10 protein-coding genes and 1 pseudogene are annotated in these 14567 nt (G+C 51.0%); 5 read left to right on the top strand and 6 right to left on the bottom strand.

The features are described 5' to 3' along the window. Window positions 1–592: 592 nt before the first annotated feature. The 3 genes from BEN74_RS02225 to BEN74_RS02215 all read left to right on the top strand — a co-directional run bounded on the left by BEN74_RS02225 (window position 593) and on the right by BEN74_RS02215 (window position 5248). Complete coding sequence (locus tag BEN74_RS02225; RefSeq protein WP_068912244.1) at window positions 593–2374, top strand: acyl-CoA dehydrogenase C-terminal domain-containing protein; 1782 nt, start codon at window positions 593–595, stop codon at window positions 2372–2374. A gap of 94 nt (window positions 2375–2468) precedes the next feature. Continuing rightward, window positions 2469–3638, top strand: coding sequence for a thiolase family protein (locus BEN74_RS02220; protein ID WP_068912242.1), 1170 nt, complete (start codon window positions 2469–2471; stop codon window positions 3636–3638). 113 nt (window positions 3639–3751) lie between these two features. Continuing rightward, window positions 3752–5248 (top strand): succinate CoA transferase, encoded by a 1497-nt coding sequence (locus BEN74_RS02215; protein ID WP_171404877.1) that lies wholly within the window; start codon window positions 3752–3754, stop codon window positions 5246–5248. Between the two features lie 372 nt (window positions 5249–5620). Here the strand turns inward: BEN74_RS02215 and BEN74_RS02210 are convergent, their stop codons facing one another. Then, window positions 5621–6331: an HAD family hydrolase gene (locus BEN74_RS02210; RefSeq protein WP_068912238.1), complete on the bottom strand. Its 711-nt coding sequence runs from the start codon at window positions 6329–6331 to the stop codon at window positions 5621–5623. A gap of 361 nt (window positions 6332–6692) precedes the next feature. On the opposite strand from BEN74_RS02210, the gene BEN74_RS02205 reads away from it, so the two are divergent. Next, window positions 6693–7586 carry a LysR family transcriptional regulator gene (locus tag BEN74_RS02205; protein ID WP_068912236.1) on the top strand — a complete coding sequence of 298 codons (894 nt, stop codon included), beginning with the start codon at window positions 6693–6695 and terminating at the stop codon, window positions 7584–7586. A gap of 70 nt (window positions 7587–7656) precedes the next feature. Here BEN74_RS02205 and BEN74_RS02200 read toward each other — a convergent pair. From BEN74_RS02200 to BEN74_RS02180, 5 genes and pseudogenes are all read right to left on the bottom strand, one after another. Next, window positions 7657–7926, bottom strand: a pseudogene (locus BEN74_RS02200) (alpha/beta hydrolase); the annotation flags it as partial. Window positions 7927–7958: 32 nt separating this feature from the next. Next, the gene (locus tag BEN74_RS02195) at window positions 7959–9212 is read right to left on the bottom strand and encodes an IS256 family transposase (protein WP_000182043.1); all 1254 of its coding nucleotides are present in this window, start codon (window positions 9210–9212) and stop codon (window positions 7959–7961) included. Window positions 9213–9299: 87 nt separating this feature from the next. Then, on the bottom strand, window positions 9300–11003 hold the full coding sequence (locus BEN74_RS02190) for an esterase/lipase family protein (protein WP_228200381.1): 1704 nt from the start codon (window positions 11001–11003) through the stop codon (window positions 9300–9302). 300 nt (window positions 11004–11303) lie between these two features. After that, window positions 11304–12011, bottom strand: coding sequence for an SIR2 family NAD-dependent protein deacylase (locus BEN74_RS02185; RefSeq protein ID WP_068911527.1), 708 nt, complete (start codon window positions 12009–12011; stop codon window positions 11304–11306). A 22-nt stretch (window positions 12012–12033) separates the two neighbouring features. Next, complete coding sequence (locus BEN74_RS02180) at window positions 12034–13005, bottom strand: LysR substrate-binding domain-containing protein (RefSeq protein WP_068911525.1); 972 nt, start codon at window positions 13003–13005, stop codon at window positions 12034–12036. Window positions 13006–13251: 246 nt separating this feature from the next. Between BEN74_RS02180 and BEN74_RS02175 the strand changes: the two genes are divergently transcribed. Further along, complete coding sequence (locus BEN74_RS02175; protein WP_068911522.1) at window positions 13252–14472, top strand: acyl-CoA dehydrogenase; 1221 nt, start codon at window positions 13252–13254, stop codon at window positions 14470–14472. The last annotated feature ends 95 nt before the right edge of the window (window positions 14473–14567 follow it).

Here is a 14567-nt window from a genome sequence, read left to right as displayed (position 1 = left end):
TATCGGTTCCGAAAACATCGAGGGAAAACGCAATTTTTTAGCTTACGTTTTTTTTATATAACCTAAAATAGCACTAACGTCGAGCATGGTGCTGAAAATCGAGTTAAAAAGAAACATTTAAATATTGTTTGATTTTTACTGTTTTTCATAACTTGAATGGCAATGTCAAGAAAAGTGAACCGCAGAGGTCATTTCCAGCAAATAAAATTCCTTTTTTTGAGTTTTTATTCTATTGTCAATACGCACAAAACAGCGGCTGCGGTGCAGATTTCACCGGCCGTGAATGCTTCAGGCTCGTCCATTTGCTGTTGGCTTTAGGTTTTATATGTCCGGTTCTATGCAAAATCAATTTTGGCGCTTAATCCGCTTTATCCAGTTTTTATCTGCCCGAACGCCGCGCTAGAAGCATCAGGACAGGCTGCGCTGTTCCATCCTCATCAATGCCGGCGGGCCGAGCAGGCATTGAGCGAAAAATTTCATATATTTTTATTCAAATAAAGCTGCATTCAGGGCTTTATTTAGGACACTTTTATCTTAAAAAAATGCCGGCTGCATTTTAAATGCCGGCATTCAGTGTATAAGGGAAGCAACTATGCCAATTTACAACGCGCCACTCAAAGACATGGACTTTATTTTAAACGATGTGTTTAAGGCGGATGAGTTCTGGCAGGCCAATGAAAATCTTGCCCACTTAGATATGGCGACGGCAAACGCCATTTTAGAAGAAATGGCGAAGTTTTCTAAAAATGTGATTCTTGACCTGAACCGCACGGCGGATGAAGCAGGCGGCGCGCAGTTCAGCAATGGCGCGGTGACTACGCCGGCGGGCTTTAAAGAAGCATTCAAGCAGTTTGCCGAAGGCGGCTGGGTGGGCTTGGGCGCAAGCGAAGAGTGGGGCGGCCAAGGCATGCCGAAAATGCTCACTGTGCTGGCGGATGAAATGATCTGGAGCGCCAACCCATCCTTTATGCTGTATCCGCTGCTGACAGTGGGCGCAGGCATGGCGCTGAATGACCGCGCATCGCAGGCGCAGAAAGAAACTTATTTGCCGAAAATGTACAGCGGCGAATGGTCTGGCACCATGTGCCTGACAGAACCGCATTCCGGCACAGATCTGGGCATTATTAAAACCAAGGCCGAGCCGAATGCAGACGGCTCTTTCAGCATTACCGGCACCAAGATTTTCATTACCAGCGGCGAGCATGACCTGTGTGAAAACATCATTCACCTTGTTCTGGCCAAAACGCCGAATGCGCCGGCAGGTTCGCGCGGCATTTCGCTGTTTATTGTGCCGAAATTCCTGGTCAATGCCGACGGTTCACTTGGCGCGCGCAACGCTGTAGCCGCCGGCTCGATTGAGCACAAGATGGGCATTAAAGGCTCTGCAACCTGCGTCATGAACTTTGACGGCGCGCAGGGCTATATGGTCGGCAATGAAAACGAAGGCTTGGCTGCCATGTTTGTGATGATGAACTATGAGCGCCTGTCGATGGGCATTCAGGGCATTGGCGCGGCGGAATACGCCTATCAGAACGCGGCCCAGTACGCAGCGGACCGCCTGCAGGGCCGCGCAGCCACAGGCGCAAAATCGCCGGCCAAACCGGCAGACTCAATTTTAGTGCATGGCGATGTGCGCCGCATGCTGCTGAACATCCGCGCAAACAATGAAGCTTCGCGCGCGTTTGCAGTCTATGTGGGCCAGCAGCTGGACATCACGAAATTTTCAACAGATGCGGAAGCGGTGCGCAAGGCCAATGACCGCGTTGCGCTGCTTACACCCATCGCCAAAGCCTATTTAACCGATAAAGCTTTAGACTCAGCTTTAGAAGCGCAAATGTGCTTCGGCGGCCACGGCTATATCCGCGAGTGGGGCATGGAGCAATGCATCCGCGACTTGCGCATTGCGCAGATTTACGAAGGCACCAACGGCGTGCAGGCCATTGACTTGATTGGCCGCAAAACCACGAAATGCAATGGCGCGTTCATTGCGGAATATATTGCGGAAATCCGTGAGTTTGCAGCCGGCTTGGAGGATGCATTGGCGGTTAAAGCTGCCGTGCTGGCTGTTTGCGGTGAGCTGGAAGCATTAACGCAGTTTGTGGTTGAACAGTCCAAAGCCGATCCGGACTTCAGCAATTCCGTAGCGGTGGACTATCTGCATGCGGTGGGCCTGCTCAGCTTCACTTATATGCATGCGCGCATCAGCAAGGCGGCCCAGCCGAAACCGGAAGCCTTCTTCCAGAACAAACTGGTGCTGGCGCAGTATTTCGCAGCCAAAGTCCTGCCGGATTTGGCTGCGCGGACTCAGCGCATTAAAGCCGGCGCGGCGCTGGTGATGCAGCTGCCTGAAGAGTATTTCACTGCGCAAGCGTAAATTCTGCGCCGCAGCGCAGAAAATGATGGAAAACGCCTAAGAAGCAATTATGCTTCTTAGGGCATATAAAACCTAAAACAGGATGAAATAAGAAATGATTGTAATTGTAGATGGCGTACGCACCGCAATGGGCGGCTTTCAGGGTTCACTGGCTTCATGCACAGCGCCGGATTTAGGCGCGGCGGCGATCAAAGCTGCTGTGTCGCGCGCAGGCCTGCAGCCGGCGGATATTGATGAAGTGATTTTCGGCTGCGTGCTGCCGGCCGGCTTAAAGCAGGGCCCGGCGCGTCAAGCCATGCGTCAGGCGGGTTTGCCGGATTCAGCCGGCGCAACCACCATCAATAAAATTTGCGGCTCAGGCATGAAAGCGGTGATGCAGGCGGCGGATGCGATTAAAGCCGGTTCTGCGGAAATTGTTGTTGCCGGCGGCATGGAGTCCATGTCCAATGCGCCGTATATTTTAGACAAAGCCCGCGCCGGCTACCGCATGGGCCACGGCAAAGTGACTGACCACATGTTTCAGGAAGGCCTGGAAGATGCGGAAACTGGCCTTTCAATGGGCATTCTGGCGCAGGAAATGGCAGACAAAAAAGGCTATACCCGCGAACAGCAGGACGCTTTTGCCATCAACTCACTGAACAAAGCGGTGGCAGCCATCAACGGCGGCTTCTTTAAAGCTGAGATTGTGCCTGTCACAGTCTCTACGCGCAAAGGCGATATTGTCGTTGATACAGACGAGCAGCCTTTAAGCGCCAAACCGGAAAAAATTCCGACCCTGCGCCCGGCATTTAAAAAAGACGGCACCATCACGGCGGCCAACGCCAGCTCTATTTCTGACGGCGCATCGGCATTGGTTATTACTTCGGAGCAAACTGCGCAGGCGCGCGGATTAAAGCCTTTGGCCAAAGTCGCTGCATACGCTTCACATTCGCAGCATCCGTCTGAATTTACCATTGCGCCTGTAGGCGCCATTGAAAAAGCGCTGCAGAAAGCCGGCTGGGATGCCAAAGACGTTGACCTCTGGGAAGTCAATGAAGCCTTTGCCATGGTAACCATGCTGGCGATTGACGGCTTTAATTTAGATGAAGCAAAAGTCAATGTGAATGGCGGCGCCTGTTCTTTGGGCCATCCGCTGGGTTCATCCGGTTCACGCATTATCGTTACGCTGATTCATGCCTTGAAGCGCACTGGTGGCAAAAAAGGCGTGGCTGCGCTGTGCATCGGCGGCGGCGAAGCGACTGCGATTGCCGTAGAGCTGATCTGATTTAAGCGCAGGATGCATTTTTTAGATAAGTAAGTTTTAGATAAGCAATAACAAAGCTGCAATTCCGGCGCGCCGGAATTGCAGGAATAAAAGTTTATATTGAGAATATTATTATGAATGGTTTAGAACGCATCCGCTTGCTCTCCCTGCGCGACAAAGTCATGTCTGCGCAGCAGGCGGTTCAGTTGATTCAAGATGGTTCTGTGGTGGGGTTAAGCGGTTTTGGCGGTGCGGGCGAAGCAAAAACAGTCCCTTTAGCTTTGGCGGATTATGCCAAAGAACACCCTTTAAAAATTACTTTGGCGACGGGCGCAAGCCTAGGCAACAGCATTGACGGTCGCCTAAATGAAGCGCATGCCCTTGCGCGGCGCTATCCTTATCAGGCCGATCCGGGCCTGCGCAAGTCAATTAATGCCGGCGAAGTGATGTACATTGACCAGCATCTGTCGGAAATGGCGGACAATATCCGCCACCACAATCTGCCGCGCATCAATGTGGCGGTTGTGGCTGCCGTGGCAATTACAGAAGACGGCCAGATCATTCCAACCGGCTCATGCGGCAACTCGGCTAATTTCATTGAAATGGCGGATCATGTCATCATTGAAATTGACAACACTATTAACCCGGTGCTGGAAGGTGTGCATGATGTTTATGTGCCGAAAGCGCGCCCGAACCGCGGCCCGATTCCATTGGTTCAGGCCAGCGACCGCATTGGCACTATCGGCATTAATGTCAGCCCGGAAAAAATTGCCGCAATTGTCCTGAATGATGTGCCGGATACTTCCTTTAAAATGGATGAGCCGGATGCGGAAACGCTGGCGATTGCGCGCCATTTAATCACGTTCTTTGAAGCTGAAGTGGCGGCGGGGCGCTTGCCGGAAAATTTAGGCCCGCTGCAGTCCGGCGTCGGCTCAATTGCCAATGCGGTATTTTCCGGATTTGAAGATTCAAATTTTCACGATTTGGAAATGTATTCGGAAGTGCTGCAGGACTGCACCTTCCAGCTGATTGATTCAGGAAAAATGAAGTTTGCTTCAGGCTCTTCCATGACTTTGTCTGAACCCTGCGCAGCCCATGTCATGCAGAACTTTGACCAGTACAAAGACAAAATCGTGCTGCGCCCGCAGGAACTTTCCAACAACCCGGAAATCATCCGCCGCCTTGGCATCATTGCCATTAACACCGCGCTGGAATTCGACATTTACGGCAATGTGAATTCGACCCATGTCGCCGGCACCAAAATGATGAACGGGATTGGCGGATCAGGCGATTTTACCCGCCATGCGCATATTGCTATTTTTGTGACGAAATCGGTTGCCAAAGGCGGCGCGATTTCATCTGTGGTGCCGATGGTCAGCCACACTGACCATACCGACCATGATGTGGACATTGTGGTAACGGAGCAGGGGCTGGCGGATCTGCGCGGGCTTTCTCCGCGCGAACGCGCGCTGAAAGTCATTAATACCTGCGCGCATCCGGATTACCGTGAAGCGCTGCGCGGCTATTTTGAGCGCGCCTGCAGCCGTGGCGGGCAAACACCGCATATTTTGGCCGAAGCTTTGGCGTGGCATGCGCAGTTTGAAGAAACAGGCTCGATGAAATCTGCATAAGCAGAGGACGCTGTAAAAAGCCCGCAGGTATTGCTAATGCTGATCAGTTAAGAAGTTTTGCAATAAATTTCTTAACCTTTGGGGCTATTCACGGCGGAGTCTTACCGTTTTTAAATCGAATATTCGGAGCTCGTTTTGTTCTTTTGTTTCGCCAAAAGAACCAAAAGCATTTGTCATCCGCGAAACCTGTTCACTTTCTGCACTTAAATAATTTTGTTGCAAAAACAGTCCATTTCAAAGACTAGATAGGTTGCGGATGACGCTTCCGCGTATCAAATAAAGTCGAGGATTTAAAAAGAAAAAGCCAGTCAGCTTCTGAACTGACTGGCATTACGCATGTATTGTAGGCTTTTTCATTTGAAAAGCTAAAGCCTAAAACTGCTGCAGTAGCTCAGCATAATCCTGCACAAAATAATCCGCTTTGGCTTTAATGTCGTCCAATTCATGCGCTGAATACCGGTCATAAATCGCCACGACCTCTATGCCTGCCTGCTTTCCGGCCTCTACGCCAATTAGGGAATCTTCAATAATCAAGCATTCCTCAGGCTGCAGCTGAAAATGCCGGGCAGCTTTTAAATACACTTCCGGATGCGGCTTAATGTTCTGCACATTTTCGCGCGTCAAAATTAAGCCAAAATCGCTTTCAAAATTCAGCCTGCTGCTGATTTGCGCATTATTCTGCTGATAGCGCTGGATATTACTGATGCTGGTTGTAGTGGCAATGGCTGTCTGAATGCCATGCTGATGCAGCGCCTGCACAAAAAGTTCCGCCTGCGGTTTAAGCTGGATGAGATTGTCCAAAAAATGCTGCGCTGCCGCATAGCGGCGCATTTTGATTTCATCTTTCGTGAGATTGGCGATGCCGTAGGCTTCTTTCAAATAGCCGCAGTATTCCAGGTAGGGATCGGCGCAGTGCTTAAAGTTTTTAAGCTGCATATCGCGCTGCTGCTGAATCAGGGCTGAATCGGCCACGCAGCCTGACAGTTCCTGAATGAGCTGGGCATCGACCTGATTCCAGATGCCGACGGAGTCAATTAAAGTGCCGTCCAAGTCAAAACAAACCAGCTTTTTATTGCGCAGCATTTTCCCTATCATCCTATTTTGCATTTCTGCAGGCTATTTTAATCTCTGATATTACGCAATCACCTAAAAATATTGATAATTTGCAGAATGAATCAAAGCGGATTTATACATCAATGACATTATTAACTCATGCTATTCAATTAAGAAATTAATTCACAGCCCATGCCGCCTGTCCGCGGAATCAATTTTTTCATAATTGCATTTGGCGGATTCAAGCGCTTAGGCAGCATCAGTTAATATATTATTCGCTCTAGAAACTTGGATTGTTTCAAAGTAATATTTAAGCATTGGAACGGATAGCAAATTGGCAGATGATGGATGACCTGCCTGATGATGATTAAAGAAAAGGAAAGAATCTTTCGTGTTTGAACTGGACTGTAAATTACTTAGCGTCTTTTTTTACGTCTATAAATTTAAAAGCGTGTCGCTTGCGGCCGAGCACTTGGCAATGAGCCAGCCTACGGTCAGCAACATTCTGAATAAAATCCGGCAGCATTATAACGACCCTTTGTTTTTGCGCATAGGCAATGTCATGGTGCCGACAGAACTGTCAAAACAGCTGTTTCCGCTGGTCAGTGAAGCGCTGAACAAAGTGGAAGTGATCAATAATTTCACCATTGATTTTGATCAGGCGGTTTCGCATCAGCAGTTTACCTTGGCAATGACCGACGTATCTCATTTGGTGCTTTTGCCTAAAATTTCACAGTATCTGAAAAAGCATGCATCGCATATCCGGCTGAATGTCCGGCCGATTACGTCTGAAACCGGCTATCAGATGGCCAACGGCGAAATTGATCTGGCGCTGGGCTTTTTGCCTCATCTGGAAAATGGCTTTTATCAGCAGAAACTGTTTGAGCAGTATTATGTGGTGATTGCGGCTAAAGACCATCCGCGCCTGACCGGCGACAGCATCAGCACTGAGCAGTACTTGAGCGAATCGCATATTGATATTGATGCAGGCATGGGGCATTACCATATTGAAAATGAGCTGCAGAAGCTGGAGCTGGAGCGCGATATTTTGATGCGCCTGCCCAGCTATCTGGGCGTAGGCTTGGTGGTGCAGGATACCGATGCCATTGCCACTGTGCCTTATTACCTGAGTGAGGTTCTGCTGTCGCGGGGCAATCTGAAAATTTTTGATGCGCCGATTGCGTTCCCCAGCTATGCGGTGAAGCAGTATTGGCATATGTCCTGCCATCATAAAGCCAGCCATCAATGGCTGCGCCATATGTTCCATGAAATTTTGATGAAATAGCGCGCCAGCGGCCGCAGAGCATCTTATCTATGGATATGCTCTGCGCATCTTTCAGCAATTCCCTTAAAAATCATTTTTCTGCCCGGTTTAAATGTCCCCGCAAAATCCGCCTTAGCTCCAGTATGGCTTCCGGTGTTTCGTGAATTGAGTGGCTGCCGGAAATTACAGTTTCAGACTCTGCGCCCGCTAAATGCGAACTGCTGTAAGGTACAATGCCGTCGGCCATTTTGTCCGGCGTATTGGAGCGGGTTTTGTTGCCGATAATCGAATGATAAGGAATGCCGGCGCGGGGCATAAGATTCGAAGTCAGCGCCATAAAGCGCGATGTCCTGCTTAAATCTTCGAGTTATGGTCAAATCTGGTGTACGAGCATCAGGCGGTTTTCCTGTCTGATTGCTCCATTACTTGTTCGCCGTCTTGGAATTTAACGTTATTGACCACGAGGGTTAGCAGTTGAAATCCTTTCAGGCGGTTCCAGCGCTTCTGCGCTGATTGCAGCAATTTATAAACCATTGCTAGGGTTGTGTTTCTTGAACCGCAATTGCGGGTTTTGCTGGTTCTTAAACGTACTGTAGCGAAGGCAGATTCAATTGGGTTGGTGGTGCGTATACTCACCCAATGTTCTGCTGGAAAATCGTAGAAAGCCAACATGCTCTCACGGTCTTTAGCTAAGCATTCCATTGCGCGTGGGTACTTAGCAGTAAACCTTTCCAGCGCTATATCAAAGGCTTTATGAGCCTTCTCACGCGTCTCTGCCATCCAGATATCATGCAGTGCTTCTTTTACTTTGGGCTGTACTGCTTTGGGCAGTTTGTTGAGCACATTGGCCGTTTTATGCACCCAACAGCGTTGTTGTTTGGTCTGCGGATAGACCTTACTCAGGGCTTTCCAGAAGCCCAAGGCGCCGTCAGCTATTGCCAGCTTTGGGCAGGTCGTAAGCCCACGCGCAACCAGGCCATTCAGCAGCTCAAGCCAGCTGGCTTCAGACTCGCGATAGCCTTCCTCAACGGCAATCAGCTCCTTGCGACCATGCTCTGTCACGCCCATCACCACCAGCAAGCACAAACGGTCATCGAGGCGGACGTTGCTGTAAATACCGTCAACCCAAAGGTACGCGTAGCGCTTGTCACTCAAATCGCGCTGTCGCCACTCTCGGTGCTCATCAATCCAGCGTTCCTTGAGCCTGGAAATGGTGTTAGCTGACAGACCTTTGGCATTCTCACCCAGCAAGGCTGCAAGGGCTTCTTGGTAGTCTCCAGTGGAAATACCTTTGAGATACAGCCACGGTAATAACTCTTCAACGCTGCGGGCACGCTTGAGGTATGGCGGTAGCAGTGCGCTGGTAAAACGAATACCAGAGCCGCTACGATCACGCACTTTTGGCACCTTGATATCAACATCGCCAATGCCCGTTTGGATGCTGCGCTCAGGCAAATAGCCGTTACGCACCACAGCTTTGCGGCCATCGGGTAAACGCAGTTCTTCATGAGCTTGCAGCAGTTGCTGCAGCTCTACTTCAACTGCTTGCGCAATGAGCTGACGAGCACCATTACGCAATAAAGCAGTTAGCACATCAGTGCCAGTTTCATCTGGTTGTGAAAGAACATTCAGGGTAATATTTGTCATGGCGTATCGCTCTACTGTTAATTATTTCTTGGAGGAAACAATCAACAGGATACGCCACCCTCTTTTCCCCTCATACACCACAAATGACTATAGCTCTAAATCTTCAGGGCCGGAGCGGACTAGGCCGGCAGATGAACTTTTTAAATTCGGAACCTGCACATTGACATAAGAGAAAAAGCTCTTTGGCAGAACCACCAGTTTTTTGGCCACATTGGTAAACCAGCGGTCGGCGTATGCAGTGCCGCGGTGCGGGGCAGCAATAAAAATTGCGCGGCTGACCTGCGGCAGAGGCTTGAAAATAAAACGCTCACGGATGACCGGATTGCGCTGCAGCTGAATATTCTGTTCATAGTTCATCAGCGGGATGGCTTGCGCCGAGATGTCCGCATCGCTGACCAGCAGGCGGCTGATAATGCCGCCCATGCTGTGTCCAATCAGCACCGCATTTTGAGCCGAGACAGAACCCGGATCGGCCTTGGCGAAAGCCTGCTTCAGCAGGGCATTAATCTGAAAGCGGCTTTCAAAAATCGGCATATTGGTCGAGTAAAACACCTGCCATACTTGGTAATGCTCCCGGAGCACTTCATCGCCCATAATATTGTTGGTCAGTGAAATCCAGGTTTCCGGGCTGCTGGCCAGGCCGTGAATCATCACAATAATTTTTTTATCGGGCTGATACGGCTCCAGCATGAACAGGTGTGGCATGTGCAGATTCTGCTCGCGGTTCAGCAGGGTTAAGTAGCCAGACTTGCCCAGCTTATTTTCAGACAGCCACAAGCCGTAAGGCACGGAATAATTGGCTGTCAGCGTATAGGCCGTGCCATTGACCTGTGCGGTTTTATTGCTGTAGGGATCAAACAGCCGGATGGTGAGCGGCGTTTCATCCGATAGGATCTGCTCAGCGTTTAGCGCCGGGTTTTCAGGCGATGCAATTGCGCTGACCGACAGATAGCGCGCTTCATGAATGTTCGGATTAGGCATGTTCCGGTAATGCTGCTCCGGATCTAAAATAAACTGCGCGCTGAAGGCATGTGCAGGCGGCTTTTTGACCAAAACAAATTCGGAGCCTAAGCCTTCCTGGCGGTTGATGCTGTAAAATCCTGAAAAATTCAGGTTGTAACTGGATTTCAGCTGCTCAATCTGCGCCTGCTGAATGGCTGGATAATGCGTAAAATCAAAATTATAGCGCGCAGAACCCAGCGCTAAGGATTCAGGGAAGGCCGCGTAATTAAAGCGCGCATACGACGACGTAATCAGGCGGGAAAGCGCCAAATTATAAAAGGTCCGCACTTGGCCTTGGCGCAGGTCGAAGACCCGCGCTTCTGGCGCATGTTCAGTTTTAAAAAGATAAACATAGCTGTAGCGCAGCGCCTTGTTGAAATCTTCCAGCTGCTGATCTAAGCAGGCTTTTATTTTGCCGGATTCGGGATGGGCAGGGGCATGCTTTGAATTTCCGCTGCAGGCCTTGGCGCGGTCGGCAGCGATGGCTCTGGCCAAATATAATTCGCTGGCTGCCGCATAAACCTGTTCGCTGTCTAAGGCGCTGGTCTGCAGTGCGCCTACACAGGCTTCGACATGGCTTAAGCACGAGTCCGGCGTTTCATGAATCAGCAGCAGGCTGCGGCTGGCTTGGCTGAGCTGATGATTGGTTAAAATATTATCCGTTTTATCTGCAAGCGAGGCGCTGAGCTGATGCGGCTGTAATTTTACCAATTGGCAGCCGGAAATGAATCCCGCGCATAGCAGCATCAACAGGGTTTTCCTTGCAGACTTTTCAATAGGCTGTTTCATCGCAGTGGGCCTCATTTCAGGAAACTGAGCGCAGCAGATGCAGGCTGCCGGCAATATGCGCCGCATTTTAAGCGCAGCTGGCTGGCTTTAGTTTGGCAAATGCTGATGCAGGCTGAAAACCGCAGGGTTTTAATCCTAAAATGCTGTTGCTCAGCTTTTTAAGTTTAGATGCTGGACTGGGCGCAAAGCAAGATGGCTGCATCAGGATAATGGGCTATTGAAAGAATAAATGAACGCGCTTAGCCTCGGCATTCATTGCGCGGCATCAAAAAAACGTACAGATTGTGCAGAACAGCAGCTTCAGGCCATCAGCCGGTCGAAAAGAATCAGCATGCCCTGTGCTGCAGTCTGCTGAATCAGCCGGTACTGCTTCGGCACGCGCGCATAGTCTGCTTTGGGGTCAATATAATAGGCTTGGCAGGCCGGCGGAATTTCATGCACCAGTCCTGCAACAGGGTAAACCGCCAAGCTGGTGCCAATCACAATGAAAATTTCCGCCTGCTGCGCCAAAGCGCTGGCCTCTGCATAGGCCGGCACAGCTTCACCGAACCAGACCACATGCGGGCGCAGCGGATAGCCGGCAGGGCATTTGTCTTTTTCCAAATCCAGCGCAGCCCATTGAATAGGATAAAATTCCGCGGTGTACTGCGCATTTGGCCCGGAACTTTTGGCTAGGCGGATATTGCCATGCAGATGCAGAACGCTTGAGCTGCCGGCGCGTTCATGCAGGTCATCAATATTCTGCGTGATGATCTGCACATCGTAGCGGTTTTCCAGCTGGGCGATCAGCTGATGCGCCAAATTCGGCGAGGCATTTAAAATGTTTTGCCGGCGCTGATTGTAAAAGCGCTGCACCATTTCAGGGTTGCGCGCCCAGGCTTCAGGCGTGGCGACATCTTCAATGCGGTGCTGCTCCCAAAGGCCGTCACTGCCGCGGAAGGTTTGGATGCCGCTTTCAGCGCTCATGCCTGCGCCTGAAAAAACTACAAGTTTAGGCTTGGTTTTCATTGCGGATGCGAATTCCTATGCTTTATTGTTCTAAAGAGTCTCGCCCAGCCTGAACGGCGTTCTTTGGCGCCTGCAGTTCCTGCTGCACCCAGCCGATAAATTTCTGAATCAGCGCTGAAGTATCCTGGCTGGAATGCACCAGATAGTATTTCCGGCTGCCTTGCAGCTTTTTGCCGGAAGCAATCACCAGTTCCTTTTTCTGCAGTTCAGATTCAATCAGCATCTGCGGAATCAGAGCCATGCCCATGCCGTGGCTGGCAGCCACAGCCAGCATGGAAAACAGTTCATGGCGCTGGCCGTCAAATGGCTTGGGATGCTGCATCTGATGCGCCTGAAACCATTCCTGCCAAATGCCGGGGCGCGTGGTCTGCTGCAGCAGCGGCAGGCTCAGCAGTTCATCATCGCTTAAATTATAGCTGTATGGGTTGGTCATGGGCGCATTGGGAAAGCGGCTTTCAATCAGCTGAGGCGAGCAGACCGGAACGGTTTCTTCATCCATCAGATAGTGCGCCTGCGTGCCCGGCCAATGGTCAATCTTCTGCTGCGTTCCGGCAAAAATCGCTGCATCAAAAACAGTGTCATGGAATAAAAACGGCTTGGTGCTGGTTTCCAAATGCACGGTAATTTCAGGATGCTGCGCATTCAGCCGGTGCAGTTTCGGCAGCAGCCAGCGCGTGGCAAAAGTCGGCACCACGCCAAGCTTCAGCGTGCCGCCTAGGCCTTTATGCGTCATGAGGTCTGAGGTGCATTTTTCCAGCCCCAAAAGGTAAGGCTTTACGCCTTTGGCATACTGCCTGCCGGCTTCGGTCAACTCTACGCCATGCCGCGTGCGGCTGAACAGGCTGACGCCAAGGAATTCTTCCAGCTGCTGAATCTGGCGCGAAACAGCGCTTTGGGTAATGAACAGTTCCTGCGCGGCATGGGTATAGCTGCAATGCTTGGCGGCGGATTCAAAGCAGCTCAGGCTTTGCAGCGAAGGAATATTGCGCCTCATCGATAAAATCCTTTTATCCGGCGGCCCCGGAAAATGGCATGAAAAATGTGCAGGCACATGCTGCGTTGAACTAAAAATAAGCGATTAGCCGAGAAATAACAGCGGCTTAAGTGCTCATTTTTTTGCCGGGGCTGATTGAGCTATGCGTATTGCGCATATCAGCATGAAAATTTATCGTTTGATTGCATCCTTGTTCGCGCATAGCATCAGCCTTAACCGCAAAATTATGATTAAGCAGAGGAAGCGATGAATCAAATGGCCAAGACCCAAAAAGCAAAAATGCAATTCAACTGGAAAGACCCGCTGCTGCTGGAGCTGCAGCTGACTGCGGAAGAGCGCATGATCCGCGATGCTGCGCAGGCCTACTGTCAGGAAAAGCTGCAGCCGCGCGTGCTGGAACAGTTCCGCCATGAAAAAACCGATGCCTCTATTTTCCGTGAAATGGGCGAGCTGGGCTTACTGGGGCCAACCATTCCGGAGCAGTACGGCGGCGCCGGCTTGAACTATGTCAGCTATGGCCTGGTGGCGCGTGAAATTGAATATGTAGACTCCGGCTACCGCTCTATGGCCAGCGTGCAAAGCTCTTTGGTGATGGTGCCGATTCATGAATTCGGTTCAGCGCAGCAGAAGCAGAAATATCTGCCGAAGCTGGCTACAGGCGAATATATCGGCTGTTTTGGCCTGACCGAGCCTGACCACGGTTCTGACCCGGGCAGCATGATCAGCCGCGCCAAGAAAGTCGCTGGCGGCTACCGCTTAAGCGGCGCAAAAATGTGGATTACCAACAGCCCAATTGCCGATGTTTTTGTAGTCTGGGCCAAGGAGGTTTCCGCTGAGGGCAATGTCGGCGAAATCCGCGGCTTTATTCTGGAAAAAGGCTGGGAAGGCCTGTCTGCGCCGGCAATTCACGGCAAAGTCGGGCTGCGCGCGTCCATTACCGGTGAAATTGTCATGGACAATGTTTTTGTGCCTGAAGAAAACGCTTTCCCTGAAATCCGCGGCTTGAAAGGCCCATTCACCTGCCTGAACAGCGCGCGCTACGGCATTGCATGGGGCGCGATGGGGGCGGCTGAGTTCTGCTGGCACACCGCGCATCAATACACTATGGACCGCAAGCAGTTTGGCCGGCCTTTGGCAGCCAATCAGCTGGTGCAGAAAAAGCTGGCCGATATGCAGACCGAAATTGCGCTGGGCCTGCAGGCAGCGCTGCGTTTTGGCCGGATGAAGGATGAGGGCATTGCTTCAGTTGAAGGCACTTCGCTGATTAAGCGCAACAACTGCGGCAAGGCGCTGGACATTGCCCGCGCAGCCCGCGACATGCTGGGCGGCAACGGCATCAGCGATGAATTCGGCGTAGCGCGCCATCTGGTCAACCTTGAAGTGGTCAATACCTATGAGGGCACGCATGATGTGCATGCACTGATTTTAGGCCGCGCGCAAACCGGCATCGCCGCATTTTGTAATTAATTGATTTTAAAAGAGGCTGGTGCTCCTGCGGGAGCGCCATTAGGTTTCTGCGTGCAAAAAATTATCAACAGCAAAAGGATTCACCGTGAAATACG

This window comes from Acinetobacter sp. WCHAc010034, assembly GCF_001696615.3.
Lineage (GTDB): Bacteria > Pseudomonadota > Gammaproteobacteria > Pseudomonadales > Moraxellaceae > Acinetobacter.
Note: the sequence above shows the minus strand (reverse complement) of the source record. Positions and strands in the feature narration are given on the sequence as shown.

Coding starts and splice junctions, on each gene's coding strand:
- BEN74_RS02175 (WP_068911522.1), top strand. CDS start 13,252: ATGAATCAAATGGCCAAGACCCAAAAAGCAAAAATGCAATTCAACTGG.
- BEN74_RS02210 (WP_068912238.1), bottom strand. CDS start 6,331: ATGCTGCGCAATAAAAAGCTGGTTTGTTTTGACTTGGACGGCACTTTA.
- BEN74_RS02190 (WP_228200381.1), bottom strand. CDS start 11,003: ATGAAACAGCCTATTGAAAAGTCTGCAAGGAAAACCCTGTTGATGCTG.
- BEN74_RS02225 (WP_068912244.1), top strand. CDS start 593: ATGCCAATTTACAACGCGCCACTCAAAGACATGGACTTTATTTTAAAC.
- BEN74_RS02215 (WP_171404877.1), top strand. CDS start 3,752: ATGAATGGTTTAGAACGCATCCGCTTGCTCTCCCTGCGCGACAAAGTC.
- BEN74_RS02220 (WP_068912242.1), top strand. CDS start 2,469: ATGATTGTAATTGTAGATGGCGTACGCACCGCAATGGGCGGCTTTCAG.
- BEN74_RS02195 (WP_000182043.1), bottom strand. CDS start 9,212: ATGACAAATATTACCCTGAATGTTCTTTCACAACCAGATGAAACTGGC.
- BEN74_RS02180 (WP_068911525.1), bottom strand. CDS start 13,005: ATGAGGCGCAATATTCCTTCGCTGCAAAGCCTGAGCTGCTTTGAATCC.
- BEN74_RS02185 (WP_068911527.1), bottom strand. CDS start 12,011: ATGAAAACCAAGCCTAAACTTGTAGTTTTTTCAGGCGCAGGCATGAGC.